20 protein-coding genes are annotated in these 18,277 nt (G+C 37.8%); 6 read left to right on the top strand and 14 right to left on the bottom strand.

All coding sequences use genetic code 11. The features are described from left to right. Window positions 1-5: 5 nt before the first annotated feature. Entirely contained in the window at window positions 6-1,217 is a 1,212-nt protein-coding gene (locus tag GMB86_RS07615; RefSeq protein ID WP_155218357.1) for an MFS transporter, read from the bottom strand. A 427-nt stretch (window positions 1,218-1,644) separates the two neighbouring features. Between GMB86_RS07615 and GMB86_RS07610 the strand changes: the two genes are divergently transcribed. The 5 genes from GMB86_RS07610 to GMB86_RS15975 all read left to right on the top strand — a co-directional run bounded on the left by GMB86_RS07610 (window position 1,645) and on the right by GMB86_RS15975 (window position 5,165). Continuing rightward, window positions 1,645-2,004 carry a winged helix-turn-helix transcriptional regulator gene (locus tag GMB86_RS07610; protein ID WP_155218355.1) on the top strand — a complete coding sequence of 120 codons (360 nt, stop codon included), beginning with the start codon at window positions 1,645-1,647 and terminating at the stop codon, window positions 2,002-2,004. A gap of 222 nt (window positions 2,005-2,226) precedes the next feature. Continuing rightward, complete coding sequence (locus GMB86_RS07605; protein WP_155218485.1) at window positions 2,227-3,072, top strand: aldo/keto reductase; 846 nt, start codon at window positions 2,227-2,229, stop codon at window positions 3,070-3,072. 247 nt (window positions 3,073-3,319) lie between these two features. Next, window positions 3,320-4,255, top strand: a complete 936-nt coding sequence (locus tag GMB86_RS07600; RefSeq protein ID WP_155218353.1) for a DMT family transporter — start codon at window positions 3,320-3,322, stop codon at window positions 4,253-4,255. 262 nt (window positions 4,256-4,517) lie between these two features. Then, window positions 4,518-4,925, top strand: coding sequence for a pyridoxamine 5'-phosphate oxidase family protein (locus GMB86_RS07595; protein WP_155218351.1), 408 nt, complete (start codon window positions 4,518-4,520; stop codon window positions 4,923-4,925). 111 nt (window positions 4,926-5,036) lie between these two features. Then, window positions 5,037-5,165, top strand: a complete 129-nt coding sequence (locus tag GMB86_RS15975; protein WP_268987302.1) for a hypothetical protein — start codon at window positions 5,037-5,039, stop codon at window positions 5,163-5,165. A gap of 153 nt (window positions 5,166-5,318) precedes the next feature. Here the strand turns inward: GMB86_RS15975 and GMB86_RS15970 are convergent, their stop codons facing one another. After that, the gene (locus GMB86_RS15970; RefSeq protein ID WP_268987301.1) at window positions 5,319-5,450 is read right to left on the bottom strand and encodes a hypothetical protein; all 132 of its coding nucleotides are present in this window, start codon (window positions 5,448-5,450) and stop codon (window positions 5,319-5,321) included. A gap of 169 nt (window positions 5,451-5,619) precedes the next feature. On the opposite strand from GMB86_RS15970, the gene GMB86_RS07590 reads away from it, so the two are divergent. Next, entirely contained in the window at window positions 5,620-6,552 is a 933-nt protein-coding gene (locus GMB86_RS07590) for an aldo/keto reductase (protein WP_155218349.1), read from the top strand. A 75-nt stretch (window positions 6,553-6,627) separates the two neighbouring features. On the opposite strand, the gene GMB86_RS07585 is transcribed toward GMB86_RS07590, so the two are convergent. The 12 genes from GMB86_RS07585 to GMB86_RS07530 form a co-directional block, all read right to left on the bottom strand. Then, window positions 6,628-7,563 carry a nucleoside hydrolase gene (locus GMB86_RS07585; RefSeq protein ID WP_155218346.1) on the bottom strand — a complete coding sequence of 312 codons (936 nt, stop codon included), beginning with the start codon at window positions 7,561-7,563 and terminating at the stop codon, window positions 6,628-6,630. Between the two features lie 61 nt (window positions 7,564-7,624). Next, a complete protein-coding gene (locus tag GMB86_RS07580; protein ID WP_155218343.1) occupies window positions 7,625-8,530 on the bottom strand; it encodes a DMT family transporter in 906 nt (301 codons plus the stop codon). A 93-nt stretch (window positions 8,531-8,623) separates the two neighbouring features. Beyond that, complete coding sequence (locus tag GMB86_RS07575) at window positions 8,624-9,361, bottom strand: YwaF family protein (RefSeq protein ID WP_155218341.1); 738 nt, start codon at window positions 9,359-9,361, stop codon at window positions 8,624-8,626. Window positions 9,362-9,465: 104 nt separating this feature from the next. Continuing rightward, window positions 9,466-10,227: an IclR family transcriptional regulator gene (locus GMB86_RS07570; RefSeq protein ID WP_155218339.1), complete on the bottom strand. Its 762-nt coding sequence runs from the start codon at window positions 10,225-10,227 to the stop codon at window positions 9,466-9,468. Between the two features lie 69 nt (window positions 10,228-10,296). Next, window positions 10,297-11,295, bottom strand: a complete 999-nt coding sequence (locus GMB86_RS07565; protein WP_155218337.1) for a 5-oxoprolinase subunit C family protein — start codon at window positions 11,293-11,295, stop codon at window positions 10,297-10,299. After that, window positions 11,292-12,041, bottom strand: a complete 750-nt coding sequence (pxpB, locus tag GMB86_RS07560; RefSeq protein WP_230459042.1) for a 5-oxoprolinase subunit PxpB — start codon at window positions 12,039-12,041, stop codon at window positions 11,292-11,294. The genes GMB86_RS07565 and pxpB overlap by 4 nt, the downstream gene beginning before the upstream one ends. A gap of 142 nt (window positions 12,042-12,183) precedes the next feature. Beyond that, window positions 12,184-12,975, bottom strand: coding sequence for a putative hydro-lyase (locus tag GMB86_RS07555; protein WP_155218334.1), 792 nt, complete (start codon window positions 12,973-12,975; stop codon window positions 12,184-12,186). Window positions 12,976-12,999: 24 nt separating this feature from the next. Further along, a complete protein-coding gene (locus tag GMB86_RS07550; protein WP_155218332.1) occupies window positions 13,000-14,217 on the bottom strand; it encodes an NRAMP family divalent metal transporter in 1,218 nt (405 codons plus the stop codon). A 26-nt stretch (window positions 14,218-14,243) separates the two neighbouring features. Next, a complete protein-coding gene (locus tag GMB86_RS07545) occupies window positions 14,244-15,008 on the bottom strand; it encodes a LamB/YcsF family protein (protein WP_329602813.1) in 765 nt (254 codons plus the stop codon). A 123-nt stretch (window positions 15,009-15,131) separates the two neighbouring features. Next, the gene (locus GMB86_RS07540) at window positions 15,132-15,536 is read right to left on the bottom strand and encodes a hypothetical protein (RefSeq protein WP_196220157.1); all 405 of its coding nucleotides are present in this window, start codon (window positions 15,534-15,536) and stop codon (window positions 15,132-15,134) included. Window positions 15,537-15,720: 184 nt separating this feature from the next. Then, the gene (locus tag GMB86_RS07535; RefSeq protein ID WP_155218328.1) at window positions 15,721-16,950 is read right to left on the bottom strand and encodes a Zn-dependent hydrolase; all 1,230 of its coding nucleotides are present in this window, start codon (window positions 16,948-16,950) and stop codon (window positions 15,721-15,723) included. 229 nt (window positions 16,951-17,179) lie between these two features. Continuing rightward, window positions 17,180-18,127, bottom strand: a complete 948-nt coding sequence (locus tag GMB86_RS07530; protein ID WP_155218326.1) for a DUF4003 family protein — start codon at window positions 18,125-18,127, stop codon at window positions 17,180-17,182. Between the last annotated feature and the right edge of the window lie 150 nt (window positions 18,128-18,277).

Raw genomic sequence — 18,277 nt, 5'->3', positions numbered from 1 at the left:
ACGTTTTAAGCCTCTGCATCCTTTTTCTCAAGTCTGCCACTCCAGGCCGTTAATATAACAGCAAGAGCGACAAGTACGCCGCCGACCCATGCTGTATGAATTAAGCCCATCGATTGAGTCACAAGACTGCCAATATATGAGCCCACAGCAATTCCAATATTAAAGGCTGCAATATTGATGGCTGAAGCCACATCAACGGCACCTGGGACAAATCGTTGCGCCAAAATCACACTATAGAGTTGCAATCCTGGTACATTCATAAAGGCAAGAAGTCCCATGAGTAGAATAGTCAACAATCCAAGAATTTTGAATGGCGCAGTAAACGTGAGTACAAATAAGATAATGGCTTGAACAATAAACATATAATATAACGCACGTATTGGCTGGTGATTTGCTACTTTACCACCGTATATATTTCCAATAGCAATAGCAACTCCGTAGAGTAATAAGATAAAACTGACACTTCCTGGACTAAATCCTGTCACTTGCTCCAACAAAGGTGATAAAAAAGTAAAGGTAACGAATGTTCCACCATAACCTAATGCGGTAATCACAAATACTAATAATAATCGACCGTTTGTTATCACTTTCAATTGGTCTTTAAAGGTTGCTTTTGCCCCTTTTTGAAGATGTGATGGAACGAGAATAATATTACCAATAAAAGCGATAATGCCAATGATAACAATCGCTATGAATGAAACTCTCCAGCCAAATTGCTGTCCTATAAACGTACCAATAGGAACGCCAGTCACCGTAGCCACAGTTAATCCTGTGAACATGAATGCAATAGCAGACGCGCGTTTGTCTTTAGGGACGAGATCTGCTGCAATTGTAGAACTAATTGACATGAATACGCCATGGGCGAGTGCTGAAATGACACGTGCTGTTAATAACACAGCTAAACTTGTTGCAAAAGCCGCCACCGTATTACCGATAATAAATAAAACAACAATAGATAACAATAAAGTCTTACGCGACATTTGAGATGTTAACGCTGTTAAGACGGGTGCCCCTACAGCTACGCCTAAGGCATATAGAGAAACCGTCAAACCAGCTGTTGTAATTGAAACATTTAAATCATTTGAAATTAAGGGCAATAACCCAACACTAATAAATTCGGTTGTACCAATGCCAAAAGCACTTATAGCTAAAGCAAGTAAAGCAAATGTACTTTTCTTTTTATTCAATTGGGTCTCTGCTGAAAGCTCCATACTCATTTCAATAAACTCCTTTTATTTTATATTAGAGATAGGAAGGCCTCCCTATCCTTTAGATTCAAGTAGCTATTCCGCGGTAAACCCTATTATGCCCGGATTGTATCTTATTGTGAAGAACGTACTTTTAAGTATCATAGGCACCAAAAAGTAACGTACTATTATTTTTGTACCCATGTGTGTTATGATGGTGTCAATGAGTGAAAAAGTGAAACTTCAATTAGTCAGTGGAATTAATTTATTGTTAGTTAAAAATTGGCTTTTCGGGCCGTTATCCTCCACCTAGGGATTTTCTTAAACTTGAGGTTTGGGTACTTACTACTCTTAAAGTGGGATAAATTAGTCATTTTTATATAATTTTTAAATAAACGTTTACTTTTTTTAAAACAATAAAGGTTGATTAAAAATATTTAAAGGAGTTGTTCTTCATATGAAAACATATAATATCCCAGTTGAAGCGACCCTTGAAGTCATCGGCGGCAAGTGGAAAGTCGTTATCCTTTGTCATTTAACAAAAGGAACGAAGAGAACTAGTGAATTAAAACGATTAATGCCTCAAATTACGCAAAAAATGTTGACACAGCAGCTAAGAGAATTGGAGGCTGACGGTGTTATTGAACGTAAATCATATAACCAAGTTCCTCCAAGAGTGGAATATTCATTAACCGATTATGGTTGGTCTTTGCAAACCATCTTAGATTCACTCTGCGCATGGGGAGAATGTCACCTTGAAAAAAAATATGGTGATCCAAACATTGCGCTCGTCAATAATGTCGTTGAGGTGAACTAACAAAGGTCTTCTAAGCGCCCTCTCTAGTTACTTTCACTCAGAGAGAGCGTTTAATTTTTATGATATAAAAATGACTGATGGAAACTAAAATCTACAAAAGGCACTTTTTTGTACCTATATCACTTTCATGTGCGTACTTTTCATGATATTTCCTAGGGGTTATGATCGAACCAACGGCTGCTCATCACACTCGAGTAGTGAAAAAGGAGGATCATAACGATGATGACTTTAACAAGTTTGCAAGATAGAGTAACTTTAAATAATAACGTTAATATGCCATGGATTGGCCTTGGCGTCTTTCGCGTAGAAGATGGGCTTGCGGTAAGTGATGCCGTAAAGACGGCTATTAAAGCAGGATATCGCAGTATTGATACAGCTGCCATCTACGAAAATGAAGAAGGCGTTGGAAAAGGGCTCAAAGAAGCATTAGCTCAAACAGGACTCTCTAGGAAAGATCTCTTCATTACATCAAAAATATGGAATGCCGATCAAGGCTATGATTCTACCATCAAAGCTTTTCAGGCAAGTTTAGACAAACTCGGCCTTAATTATCTTGATCTCTATCTCATTCACTGGCCAGTTGAAGGTAAATATAAAGACACTTGGAAAGCCCTTGAATATCTTTATAAAGAAGGTAAAATCCGTGCTATCGGTGTCAGCAACTTCCAAATCCATCATTTAGAAGATTTACTAAAAGATGCTGAAGTAACACCCGTCATTAACCAGGTCGAGCGTCATCCACGCCTTACACAAAAACCGCTTCAAGACTTCTGTGAAAAACATGCTATTCGCCTTGAAGCATGGGCACCGCTTATGGTTGGTGGGTTATTAGATAACGAAATAATCTTAAATATAGCTAAAAAACACGAAAAAACCCCAGCTCAAGTGATTTTGCGTTGGCACATCCAAGAAGGCGTTGTGATCATTCCGAAATCAACGAAAGAACACCGTATCATTGAAAATGGCAATCTTTTTGACTTCGAATTAACGGCTGATGAAGTTGCTGAAATAAGCAGCCTGAATCAAGATCACCGAACTGGTCCAGATCCTGATAAGTTTGATTTCTAATAAATCCCATTGTTAAACTTTTAGCCAGCGAAGATTCCCAGTGGATCACTGGGCAAACCATTAGAACAAATGGTGGATTTATTTAATTATCATAATTCCTATTCACCGCTTGGATCGTCCATGCGGTGTTTTTATGCATGGATATTCAAATGAGTTCCTTGACACTTAGAATGTTATTTAATACTATTATTCTATCTATATTTTCTAAATTTTTCTATTTTATGTGTTCTTCCAAAGGGGTCATCTTATGTCACGCTCAAAAATCTTACTCGCCTATTTGTCGATTATTTTATTTGCTCTAATTATCGGTTTTTCCTTCATGTTTACAAAGATCGCTATTCACTATGCCAATCCAATGGATATTCTCGCCCATCGGTTTACCGTTGCTTTTCTTGTTATGTTAATTCCACTGCTATTTGGCTGGATGAAACTCTCACTTCGTCCAAAGGAAATGTTAAAGCTTTTGCCACTCGCGTTGGTAAATCCATTCTTATACTTTTTATTTCAGGTGTTGGGTCTCATCACGATGTCGTCCTCTGAAGCTGGCATTATTCAAGCCCTACTTCCCATTTTAACTCTTTTCTTTGCTTCCATCTTTCTCAAAGAAAAAATGAATATCTGGCAAAAAGGAGCCATTTTTCTATCAGTGTTTGGTGTCATTTTTATTTTTATCATGTCTGGTGCCAATCTAGGACACTTACATATTTCTGGTATACTTCTCCTTTTTCTAAGCACAGCGACTTATGCCACTTATAATGTTTGCGCTCGAAAGTACACGAAAAATTATCACATGGATGATATGACAATTTCTATGATTACCATTGGTTTCGTATCATTTAACGCCCTCTCGCTTGGATGGCATTTGGTTGATCACTCAGTCTCTGACTACGTGAAACCGCTATTCCATCTAAACTATGTCCTACCAGTACTATCTCTGGGCATCTTAGCATCATTTGTTACCTTTATCTTGACTAATTTTTCATTATCGATATTGGAAGCCTCAAAGGTTGGGATCTTCATGAATCTCAATACCATTGTTGCCCTTTTTGCGGGTCATTTCATTTTGAAAGAAAACTTATTCTATTATCATTATATTGGAACCGTTTTGGTTCTTATTGGCGTGATTGGCGTTAATCTATTATCCTCAAATCATAAGAAAAAGCCGGGGAAACTGGCCTCTTAAAAAAGTTTGGAAAGGAATGAAAAAATGGACAAGTTAAAGTGAAACTTCCATAGTGGGGGTTTTCTTGATCCCCCACCTATATTCTTTGAATATTCACAATTTTGGGGTGGGGGTCTTTACTTGCCGTTAAGGCAGGATAAAATATCCAATAGGTCCATCTTCTTTAATCTGTACTAATCAAAATATTAAAAAACTGCATTTTATCATGTCAGATTTATTTTATAATTTCGGTTAAATAATATTCTTCCAGGAGCGATGAAAAATGAGTGCGATACGTTATGCTTTAAGGGAGTGCCAAGATGAAAGTAAGATTGAAAGCTTTTTAGAGAATGCACGAATAGGTTTTCTAGGTCTATCTGACAGTCAAACACCTTATGTCGTCCCTCTTAATTTCATTTGGTTTGATGGGTCCATTTATTTTCATGGTGCGGATTCTGGTAGAAAAACAAGTATTCTAAGAGAGCATTCAGCTACCTGTTTCACCATTTGTGAGGAATATGGTACGATCACCCACCCGGTCCCTGCCCATACAGATACCGCATATATGAGTGTGATGATATTTGGTCAAGCAGAACCAGTCACGGATTTAGACGAAGCCACTCAAGTGATGCAGCATATGTTAGATAAAGTGAAACTTCCATCAGTGGGGGGTTTCTTCATCCCCCACTGATGGTTAGCTGAACCAATCGGACCTTTACGGGCAGTTGATCCCCCACCTATCTTATTTGAATACTCAGAATCTTGAGGTGAGGGTCTTACTGCCCGTTAAGGCGGGATAAATATGTCCCAGGCTATTACGATCGGAAACTATCAAAAAACCATGTTGAAAAATATCGGTCTTCTTTGGGAAGTAAGACGGCTATTTACCGAATTACTGCCGATTCCATTACAGCAAAAGAAAATCCTATGAATAAAGAAAGAGCTTACTATCCTGGTCGTAATGTGAAAGGAGATACGGTTTAAAAAGGTGAATTTTGCTTTACATGTAAGATTTGTGTTTAATAATTTCATTAGTTTGGCGCCATTTGTGAGCAATATCCCTTCTGAACAATCAAATGATCTTTTATTTAAAAAAGATACTATAAATAATTATACCGATAACAATTAGAACGATAATGGCCATACAACCACCAGGTTTTCCGATATAAGTTCGATCAAAGACTTTACGATTATTATCGTTATCAAAATATGGCAAGGTTAGCCTCCTTTTTAATCTAACTTTACCATTTTTTATCTCACTATCCAACTACCTTCATTAAGGCAAATCGTTTGACTATCATCATAGATACGTATATGAATAGAGTGATACATTGATTTTCATAGCTATGGTCTTTGTAAAAACTTTATGAAAGTGAGTGACTAACATGGCAAATAAAGTACAACTTGGAAAATCCGAACTTTATGTTAATCCTATTGGTCTTGGTACAAATGCTGTTGGTGGACATAACCTGTATCCTAACTTAGACGAAGAAGCAGGAAAAGAGCTTGTTCGAACAGCTATCAATAATGGTATTAACTTGTTAGATACTGCCTTTATTTATGGACCGGAACGATCTGAAGAATTAGTAGGTCAAGTGATTAAAGAAACAGGAAAACGCCAAGATGTCGTTATCGCCACGAAAGGTGCTCATAAATTCGTAGGTAATAAAACTGTTTTTGACAACTCTCCAGATTTCTTGAAAAGGTCAGTCGATGAGAGTTTGAAACGACTCCAAACGGATGTTATTGACTTATTTTATATCCATTTCCCTGATGAAGATACTCCAAAAGATGAAGCTGTTGGGGCACTCAAAGAATTGAAAGATGCAGGTAAAATCCGTGCCATTGGTGTCTCAAATTTTTCAATTGATCAATTAAAAGAAGCTAATAAAGACGGTTATGTCGATGTCTATCAAGGCGAGTATAACTTATTAAAACGTGATGCAGAAAAAGAGTTATTTCCTTATGTAAAAGAAAACAATATTTCTTTTGTTCCTTATTTTCCACTTGTTTCTGGGCTCCTTGCGGGTAAATACTCGATAGATACTCGATTCGACGATTTACGAAAAAATAACCCTGAATTTCAAGGGGTAAAATTTGTACAAAACTTAGCCAAGGTGGACAAACTACGTCCAATAGCCGAGAGCAAACAAGTCGATGTTGCTCACATTGTTCTTGCTTGGTATTTAACTCGTCCCGCTATAGATGTTGTCATACCTGGTGCTAAACGATCTGAGCAAGTGTTAAATAACTTGAAGACACTTGATGTTTCATTGACAGAAGAAGAAATTAAAACCATTGATGACCTTTTTAGCTAATTAAATTTCATACAAAAAAGCTCACAGATCGTGAGCTTTTTTGTTTATTTTACCTAATAAAATTCACCCTATACATTATTGAACTCTCTTTGCCAGCTCTGTAATGTAGCCGAAAAAAGCTTCCCCGTCCACGTCATAGACGACATGGACTGGTCTACCACTCTCTTCTTCAATCAATCTTCCTTGACTAGGACGCTCGGTCACAACTTGGCTAGTCACTTGTCTCATTTTTACTAGATCTTTATTTCCCACAGAGGCCGTTGTTAGAACATCCCATAAGTAATATGTCGAGTTTGTTTCAATATGAACAAGCGGTGGACATGCCGCATAACATTGACCAACAAAGTCAACACCTGTATAACGTCTGAGCGATGCCCAGTGGTTTCGAACATCAATGGTTAACGGCACTTGATTCGTACTTTCTAAAGCGACCATTTCGATGGTTAGAGAACTCTTCCATACCCTAGACACCGCTTCAGGATCCCAATAAGCATTCCATTCTGCTGTTCCGTCATGTTCAGGTTCCTGTACATTCCCCACATCTAAAAATGTGCCGCCCATCCACACGAGTTTTTCTATTTTATCTTCAATATCAGGTGCTTCGTCAAGTGCTCTTGCTAGATCAGTTAAAGGACCCGTAAATAATAATGTTGTAGATTCTTCATTTTCTCGAATTTTTTGAATCATGTGCTGATGAGCAGGCAGTGGACTTAATGGAGTCTCCACTTTTCCCGATTCATTCAGAATGGGAAGAGCATCAACGAAAAAAGGATGCATACGCCATTCTTTAGGAAAAGGATGAACACCTCTTGAGTTTGACTCTGCCACCTCAACCTGACTCTTGCCAAAACGGTCGATAATTTTGCGGCTGGCACTAACACCAGGCTCAGCATAACCGTCTGCTGGAATGACTGATACTCCAATGAGATCAACATTTCTCATTTGGAGCAATAGAAATAGAGAAACTAGATCATCGATACCTGCATCGTGGTTAAAGTAAATATGCTTCATGAATATCTCCTTTAATTAGTAGTCTTTTAGTAGCCTGTTTCAACAAACTGAGGCCATATTATTATTTCGCGATCGCTTGATGACTTTCTCCCACCTTTGGTTTAACCTTTTGATTTGAAAGATAGACGCCTAGAAAGACGAGTAAACCACCGATTAGTTGAGCTAACGTCATGCCTTTTCCTAATAAGATGCTAATAATAGCTGTAAACACAGTTATAAGATTCAAATAGATTCCGGCTTTACTTGCCCCAATATGCCTTACTGATGCATTCCAAAAGATAAACGACCCCACAGACGGAAAAAGTCCGATGTAAATAATCCCTGTAATAGCTTGCTTACTAAGATGAAAATCATAACCCTGGATTAAAATAAACGGGAAAAGAATAATGACAGCCATTAATGCCGTGATAGCGGTTGACGTAATCGGCGGAATATGACGCATTCGTTTTCCATAAATCGTATAAAAAGTCCATAACAAAATGACGGCAATCATAATCAGGTCACCTAAGTTATAATGGATGAAAAATAAGTTCAAGAGTTGACCTTTTGTTAAAACAAGTAAAACACCGATTAACGAAATGAAGAGACCAATCCCATTTTTGATTGAGATTCTTTCGTTTAAAAAGAGAACGGAAAATAAAACAATAAGAGCAGGATTCATGGAATTTACAAGAGCAGCATTCATGGATGTTGTAAATCTAAGAGCTTCATATAATAATAAGTTATAACCCATAATTCCTAGGATAGATAAAATCAGAAGGCTCTTCCATTGTTTCCATACGTTCTTCCAGTCTGGATGCTCAACCCAATGGGCAATAGGAAATAGCAAAACAATAGCCATCAACCAACGGGTAAACGTCATTTGGATGGGCGTCATATCACTTACGACATATTTACCAAACACATAGTTGCCCGCCCAAAACAAATTAGCCAGCATAAGCAGGCTAATCACTTGGTACTTTTTCATTAATTCTTACCTCTTTCACTTTTATAATAATGGAATATCATTATCATACTTGAAAAAGGTTTAAATTCATAGAATCAAACTTCGAAAATAGGTTTAAGTACGACTAAAATTAACTTTTCGGTTTGATAGCCAGAAAGGAATAAATAACAAATAAAAACCAACGAGAATGATCATATCTAATGAAAATAGATACTTGGGGTATGCACCGAGTATGTCTAATGCGGAGCCTGCCTTTGGTTTCTTCATTAGGTACATATAATTGGAACCAAGGAGGCGATTAATTAAAAATATTAAACCTCCATAGACATTTATAAAAAGGAAGGCTATACACAAAGAAATGATGGTTGGTCTAAAGCGATAAGCTGCAATCATGAAAATACAACAGAGAAAAACCCCGCCATGAACTGCAAAATATTCGATGTATCGAAAATGTGGAAATGCGTATTGACCAATGGTTGGCGTCAGCATCGCTTGAATGGAACTTCCTAATCCTACAAAATAAAGAAATTGCAATAACTTTTTATTTTTCAAAAGCAACATCACGATCGATAAATAAATCGCTACATCACTTAGATGTAAGGGCAATGACGTTTTCACAGACCAAGCATGATGAATGATTAACCATGAATGGTAACCAATTTCAGCCACAATAAGTAGAGTGAGAAGAGCGATTCTTACTCCGTTTCGCCATTTATATTCTTCTTTAAATTTGTTTCTCATAAGACAAAATGCTATACCAATTAGAATGATAAATGCCAATGTTAACGTATGCATTTGAGAAAATATTTTAAAAGTTGCTTCCGAAGTATGTACTTCAAAATATTTATCCATATTCTATTCACCTCACAGGAAAGTCGTCCTTAGTTTCCCTTGAAGTGTCGGTATTCATACATAAATTTTACCGATCATCGTGTTTGTCTATCATTCAAATGAGTTTACCAAGTTGTATTTTTATACCCTAACTTCATTGAAATTTCTAAAGCTGCTTTCTTTACCTTATCAATTAACTCAGGCAGCCGTTCTTCTGAAAATCGAATATCAGGACCCGCAATACTTAGACCAGCTATTATATTATGACTATGATTTAAGATTGGAGCAGAAATAGCCGTCGTGTAATTTTCTAGTTCTGATTTACTTATGGTATACCCTTGTTCTCTTGTCTTATCTAAGACTTCCCTAAGCTTTTTTTTATCCGTAATCGTCCCTAACCCAAGTGGTTTAAGTTCCGTTTGATCGACATATCGATCGCGTTCTTCCTCTGGTAGATAAGCAAGAATGATCCTCGAGTCACCTGCATATAAAGGGGACTTCCGACCTACTGCTGTATATAAACGTACCGGTTGATTAGTATCTTGTTTTTCAATATACATCGCTTCGTTTCCATATTTGATAATGAGATTTACCGCCTCACCCACATCATCTCTTAGAACCTTCATCACGGGTAGTGCTAATTGTCTTATATCTAACCTTTCAGATACCAACTGACCAAAACGTAAAAACAGCAAACCGAGTGAATACTTTCCATCAGCGTTTTTATCAAGGAAACGCATTTCCTCTAGTGAGGCTAACATGCGATGAACGGATGTTTTTGGTATTTGAGAGAGTTCCACTATCTCGTTTAACGTTAATTGAGGTCTAGTTAAGAATAAGTTTAGTAAGGACATCGATTTGATAACGGTTTTATTTTTACTTTCCATAAGTATCCTTTCCCCATTTCCATCTAGTCTTATTGTTAGTTGAAGAAAAGACATAAGGTCTATAAATATCTATTGCATATAGCATTTGATACTATACTTCAGTTGGTCAATCTCTTTCTCTTGTTCTAAAAGTAGAGCCTCGGCCTCACTAAAATCTATTTTTCTAAAATATACCTGCTCTCCTGGCTTCAATTGAGCAATAATGGGCAAATCAACTGATATCACCTGCGCTATTTTCGGATAACCCCCTGTTGTTTGCCGATCCGCTAGAAGAACAATGGGATCACCGTTTGGTGGTACTTGAACCGTTCCGTGAGAGACTGCCTCAGAAAGAAGCTCCATCGGTTCTTTCAAATTGAGTTTTGGTCCGGTTAACCGATAACCCATCCGATCCGATTTTTGCGAAATATCGAATGGCTTGTCGCAAAAATCATGAATACTTTGCTGTGAAAATTGATCGAATTGCTTACCTTCAACAAAGCGTAAAACAGGTTCAGCTTGCGGAATATAGGAAGAAGGTATACACCATTTTGGCGCAATAAAAGGACCTCTGTCTGCTTCAAACTTTACTTTTTGAACGATCTTTTTAGCAATTGAAGACATTTCATTCACATATAGACGATCATTTTTCTGAAGTGCTCTTCCTTTGTATCCACCTATGTTACCGAGAAGGTATGTACTTTTACTTTCCATCACTTTTTTGATATTAAAACCGCCTGCAACGGCTAAATAAGCCCGACATCCACTTTCACAAACATTCAATGTCAGAACGCTTCCTTTTTTTACATATATCGGGCGCCACATAGGAGCCTTTTCGTCATCTATGGTTGGTGAAAAATTGCCACCAGTCATAGAAATCAGCATGTCTTGTTCGAACTCTATCGAAGGACCAACGAGGGTCATTTCAATCGTTCCTTCGCCTTCTTCGTTTCCAACAAGCATATTGGCGAGCCGCGAAGCATACCGATCCATCGCACCGCCAACAATAACCCCATGTTTTTGAAAGCCTTGACGTCCTAGATCCTGAATAGTCGATAAGAGCCCGGGGCGAATGATTTTAATACTCATTTTTTCTCCTCCTGATAAGCCATATATTCTTCCAATGAAATAGGTTTAAATCGCACCTTATCCCCTGACTGAAGAAGACTTGGAGGATCATTGTTTGGAAGAAATAAATCAAGAGGTGTTCGGCCAATTAGCTGCCAACCACCTGGAGTGGCAATCGGATACACACCGGTCTGAATCCCAGCTATTCCTACAGAGCCTTCAGGTATCGAAGTTCTTGGAGAAGAGCGCCGAGGAGTTGAAATTTTTTCCGACATACCACCAATGAACGGAAAACCAGGACAAAATCCAATCATGTAGACCAGATAATCTCCATTTGAATGTATATCAATCACTTCATCTATTGTTAAATGATTATACGTTGCCACATCCTGTAAATCTGGTCCAAATTCACCGCCATAGCATACAGGTATTTCGACTGTACGTTCAACTTGTTCACCTATGCCTTTTATTTGATCAATGATCGTTTCAAGCGTTTGTCTAACATAGTCATACGAGGTCATAGTGTTAGGGATACTTGTTTTTTCCAACGATTTCCACACTAAATAAGGATTATAATAAATGGTTAAATTAACGTAAGCTGGAACACATTCAATAAACCCATGAAAGGGATGTGTTTCGATATAATCAGCTAGATGTTTAATTTTACGATGAATAGCGCGATCAATCGTTTGACCAAATTGAATCACGATCGCTGAATCACCAAGAGGCGTCATTACGAACTTCTGTTTTGGCGTTCTAGTTGTCATCTCATCACCGCCTTCAAGAATGCATTTAAGTTAGAAAAACTTGGCTTAGCACGAAATCTTGAATGACGAAAGCCGTCATTCAATCCATAATCCAAATAGGAAAAAAGCTAGCAGGTATCGAGGCTAGCTTTATCCATTTACTCTAAAAAACCCCCAATTTTTCATCAATCAAATCTGTTATAAACATGTGGCCGGGTGAATGTGTGATCATTAGTTCTGGTTTCACTTGCATTGCTACTGCCTGAGGCGTCACACCGCAAGCCCAAAAGACAGGCACTTCATTTTCTTTTATAGAAACAGCATCACCAAAGTCGGGTTGACTAAGATCTGAAATTCCAATTGATTGAGGATTACCGACATGAACAGGAGCTCCGTGCACAGAAGGAAAACGGGAGGTAACCTGAACGGCTCGTACCACTTCGTTTTCCGGTATAGGACGCATACTAACAACTGTAAATCCTTCAAAATAGCCAGCTTTCGTGCAAGGAATATTTGTTTTATACATAGGAACATTGCAATCTTCTTCAATATGACGTATGGAGATACCATTTTTTAAAAGGGCGTTCTCAAAGGTAAAACTACATCCAATTAAGAATCCAACCATATCATCTTCCCAGTAGTCGACGATATCTTCTACTTCTTCTACCCATTTTCCTTTTTTATAAATTCGGTATTTGGGAATATCGGTTCGAATATCTCCGGTTGGAGCAACCAGCCTAGGTATAGGTGAACCAGGTTCTGTTACATCTAAAAGCGGACACGATTTAGGATTACGTTGACAGAATAATAGAAAGTCGAAAGCAAGATCTTTTTTAAGAATGACCAGATTGGCTTGTGCATAACCTCTTGACATGCCTGATGTCGGTTTTACAATATGTTTTTTTCTAATTTCCATACGGATGTCTGAAGGTGACATAGTTGCGTACGATGGCATGTGTCGTTCCCCCTCATTAATTACTTATTTTATAAAAACGTTATATACTGTATAAATGCTCATTGCCGCCATAGCTACGGCTACGATAATCCCGAGAACCGTCATCCATAATGGATGTTTATAGTCACCAACTATTCTTTTCTTGTTCGCAGCAATAAGTAATGTTCCAAGAGCGATTGGCAGAATGAAGGCATTGATTGCCCCTACTATTACTAAGACTTTAACCGGTTGCCCAATGATAATAAATGATAGGGTTGATATAATAATAAATCCAATGATGAATTTTCTATAATGCCGGTTGATTGATTCATGAAAGGTTCGAATAAAAGAAACGGACGTATAGGCGGCTCCAATAACAGAAGTAAGTGCTGCAGCCCACATGACTAATCCAAAAATTTTATAACCAACATTTCCTGCAGCAAGTTGAAATACGGATGCTGCCGGATTATCTGCGTTTATTTTTAACCCCTGTGATACAACGCCAAGAACGGCTAGGAAGAGGGCAATACGCATCACACCAGTAACGAGGATACCCGTTACAGAGCTTCTTGTGACTTGAGGCAGGGCTTTTTTCCCTGTAATACCAGCCTCTAATAAGCGGTGTCCACCAGCAAATGTAATGTATCCTCCAACGGACCCTCCAACTAATGTAATAATTGCAAAAATATCAATTTTATCAGGAGCAAACGTTTTTACGAATGCGGTCCCTGCAGGAGGAGCCGTTGAAATCGCTATATAAATCATGAGTACAACCATTACAACACCAGCGATTTGTGCAAAACGGTCCATGGCTTTCCCCGCTTCTTTAACGGAAAAAATAATAACAGCGATAATAGCACTAATAGCAGCGCCCCACTTTGGATCAACGCCAAACAAAACGTTAAAGCCTAATCCTGCTCCAGCGATATTTCCTATATTGAAGGCTAAACCACCTATAACAATTAAAAGCGATAATAAAAAGCCAAGACCCGGCAAGACAAGATTAGCGATATCCTGACCTCTTTTTTCTGTAACTGCAATAATACGCCAAACATTCAACTGAGCCACTATATCAAGAAGGATCGAGATGAGAATGATAAATCCAAAGCTAGTCGTTAAGCTTTGCGTAAAGACTGTTGTTTGCGTTAAAAAGCCTGGACCTATGGATGAGGTTGCCATTAGAAAGGCTGCACCTAGTAGGACGGACCAATTCATTTTCTCTTTATTAGTATCTATGGATTGTGCAGGTTTTTGTAGTCCCATTTTTCTACCCCCTAAAATAATTAATTCTATTTTGTACGTATAGCTTGTACAACGATATTTTCTGCTTGAAATCCTTGCCTAATATCACGAGCAAAGGTGAGTGCTGCCTTGCCATCCCCATGAATACAAATGGTGTCGGCTTTTATAGCAATATCTTTTTCTTGTTCTGTTTTAACTAGGCCTTCTTTAATCATTCTTAAAACTTGTTTAAATGCTTGATCTTTATCTACAATGAGTGCATTGGGCTCTTTACGCGAAGTTAATGAACCATCTATTTGATACGTGCGATCTGAGAATACTTCATGAGCCACTCGTAAACCAATTTTTTCTCCAGCCTTAGTTAATTGACTTCCGGATAGACCAAATAAAATTAATTCTGGATCAATGGCATAAATCGCTTCTGCAATCGCTTCAGAGAGCTTTGGATCTTTCGCAGCCATATTATATAATGCGCCATGCGGTTTAACATGCTGCATTGAAGCACCTTCTGCTTTCACAAAGGCCTGAAGCGCTCCAACTTGATAGATCACCATGTCATAGGCCTCTTGAGGAGAAATGGCCATAGGTCTCCTGCCAAAGCCAACTAAATCAGGTAGTCCCGGATGAGCTCCAATTTGAACACCTTTTCCCAAAGCTAACGTAACCGTTTTTCTCATCACACTAGGATCTCCTGCATGAAAACCGCATGCAATATTTGCCGATGTGACATAATCCAATATCTCATTGTCCATACCTAACTTATAAGCGCCAAAACTTTCTCCTAAATCACAATTTAAATCAACAAATCCCACCTTAGGTATCTCCTTTTCATTAAAAGTATAAAAAATATTATGATAATTTTATGTGTAAAATTCCGTAATTCGGAATATGAATTCCGATTTATAAAATGATTATATCATAAAAGTGACTATTTTCTAATTATTTGTTAGATTTTCTAACATACCTTCTAGGAAAGCCTTTTTTATATTAAAATGGAAGGTCGGCAGTAGTAGGTAGGTTGAGAACATCAAACTGGGTTGTGCCGCTTTGACTTGGGATTGAACTACTTCGGCACAGAATTGCGCCACTTCGAAATGGAATTGCGCCACTTCGGCACAGAATTGCGCCACTTCAACACAGAATTGCGCCACTTCGAAACGGAATTGCGCCACTTCGAAATGGAATTGCGCCACTTCGAAATGGAATTGCGCCACTTCGAAATGAAATTGTGCCACTTCGAAATGGAATTGCGCCACTTCGAAATGGAATTGCGCCACTTCGAAATGGAATTTCGCCACTTCGACACGGAATTGCGCCACCTTGACACGGAATTGCGCCACCTTGACACGGAATTGCACCACCGTCCCATCTTTAATGACATAACTACTTCACTAAGGGTTTATACATAAAAAAAGAGATTCTGCATTTAGATCTACAGAATCTCCAACAATTTTTGAACTCTCTTATTAGTTTTAAAAGCTTCTTTTTAATACGGCTTTTTGATCTTATAACTTGAGTCATAGTTTATTCAGGTAATAGAGACAATACCGTTTCAAGGAGTACATTCACGCCTTTTTCACAATCTTCATAAGGTGTCAATTCATCTTCACAATGGCTTTTGCCGTTGACACTTGGCACAAAGATCATTGCTGATGGAAGATAACTGGCTACGAATTGAGCGTCATGGCCAGCACCGCTTGCCATCTTTTTATATGAATAGCCAAGTGATTTAGTCGCTTCTTCCACAGCATCTACAATTCGTTCTTCAAACCAAACTGTATCTCTGCCCCAGAGCTTAGTCTTTTTGATCGTACATCCCTCATTCGAATCCGGTAAACCTTGAATAATTTCTTCAACTTGACGAATCACATCTTCATCTTTGTGTCTCGCTTCAATGGTGAAGATCACTTTATTTGGAATGACTGTATGGATATTTGGTAAGACGTTCATTCTTCCCATTGTGTAGACAAGCTCACTGTCTAAAGTACTTAATTTACTTCTTAATTCTGTAATACAATCATTCGCCGCAAATAAGGCATCTTTTCGCATCGTCATGGGTGTAGTCCCTGCATGATCCGATTCACCTGTTACTTCGATTTCATAACAAGCCATGCCAACGACACAATCCACGACGCCAATGGAAAGCTCTTCCTTCTCCAAAACAGGTCCTTGCTCAATATGTAACTCTAAGTAGGCAGATGCTTCAGAAATACGATTTTCTACTTCCCCAGCATAGCCGCTTGCATTTAGAGCCTCTTCAAATGTTACGCCTTCTGGGTCTTTTTTCTTGAGCATGACCTCTTTTTCGAATTTGCCTGATAAAACCCCTGAAGCCATCATTGAAGGTTCAAACCTTGCTCCCTCTTCATTTGTAAAATTCATGATGGTAACAGGAATCTTTGGTTTTATTTTATTATCAACGAGTGTCCGAACTACCTCTAGACCCGATATAACGCCTAATACACCATCAAATCTTCCACCTTTTTTAACCGTGTCAAGGTGTGATCCCATTACGATTGGGGCTGCTTCATTATCTTCACCTGGAAGTGTTGCGTACATGCACCCCATGTCATCAACTTTAACGGTCATTCCAAGCTCTTCACAACAGGATGTAAAATAATCACGAACTTTAATATCTTCTTCTGATAGCGATAGACGTGTTACACCATTATTGGGTGTCCGACCAAAATCAGCAAATGTCTCAATCGTTTCTTTCAATCTTTCACCATTAACAAGTAGTTTTTCTCTTTGCATCTTCATCGCTCCTATTTAAAGTTTGATTTTTCATCCAAGTAATAACACCAATGTCCGTTATCTTATACTAACAATTGTCTAAAACGACTACTTTATACTATCTATTTTATCTGAAATTACACTATTTTCACTTTACATTATGTTATTTAATTTCTGTATTTTTTATATATTTTGTCAAATTGTTTAATCTTCAGTTAGTGTTGGCCGATTTCACCACTTCATTAATTTATTAACCTGTCGTACTTGTTGTAGCGATGACTTGATTTGTTGACTGCAAGCGAATGATGACTTGAGCTAACGTCAATAAGATGGGGTTAATCGTTGGCATATTCTTCATTTGCGTTATAAGAAAGAGATTCATAGCTATAGGAAAATGAAATTCTTTTCGTATTTGAGGAAGATAACTTTTTTGTTTTAAAAAAGTCGAATAGTAAGAACGGATCTCATTTGTCTTGATCTGATGGTCAAGAGAAGCTAGTAATCCGATCGTTGTATACTGAGTAGGTTTAATTCTTCCGATCTCACGCTCAAGTTCATCATGATAGTGAATACATTTATCTACGACATGAGGTAATTTTGAGTGGCTGGATATAGATACTAATAAAAAGGCTAACCGATGCCGTTCGGAAGCTTTTCGATAACCATGTTTTTTTAGAATAGGATTGGTCTCTGAAATGACGCTCATCATCGTTTCTAAATCATAACTTGACTCGGCTAGTAACATACAAAATGGCACATCTTCAGCACCGACTAGTATCGGATGTTTTTCCTTTAATGCACGGTAGATCGAACAAACTCTATGAATAAATGGACCTTGCTCAGTTTCATCTTTATAACTTAAGAAAGCTGTTGCTAAGTAAGTTTGTTGAGATTTGGGCAATTTTTCACGTGTTAATCGATCGTAATTTTCTTTAATTTGAACTAATTTACTTTCTCCATCTGGGATGAACATAAACAAGCTAACCAAACAGTGCCTGATGTCCTTCGATAATCGATTAAAAAAACCTAGGCTATGTTTAATCTTGGCATCGTATTGACGAAACTTATGTATATCAATTAATTCATTTTTCATTGTATATTGGCAAGCAATGATGGCACGAACATGCTTATGCATACCTCGAAAGTCTTTCTTTAGTTGCACCATATTTTCTTTAAATAAGGTTAACTCACTATCCATGTAAGCTTCCTCCAAGCTTAAGTCATATAAATAATATTAATTATACCATCTTATTCGTCAAATTAACAGACTATTCTAATTAATAATGATTTACTTACTTATACTTAAGAGTCACCTTAACGTCAAGATTTATTTTATATTTTCTAGTCA

The organism is Terrilactibacillus tamarindi (genome assembly GCF_009718825.1).
In the GTDB taxonomy this organism is placed as follows: domain Bacteria; phylum Bacillota; class Bacilli; order Bacillales; family Sporolactobacillaceae; genus Terrilactibacillus; species Terrilactibacillus tamarindi.
The sequence above is the reverse complement of the archived record's forward strand: the minus strand, read 5'-3'. Positions and strand labels throughout refer to the sequence as shown.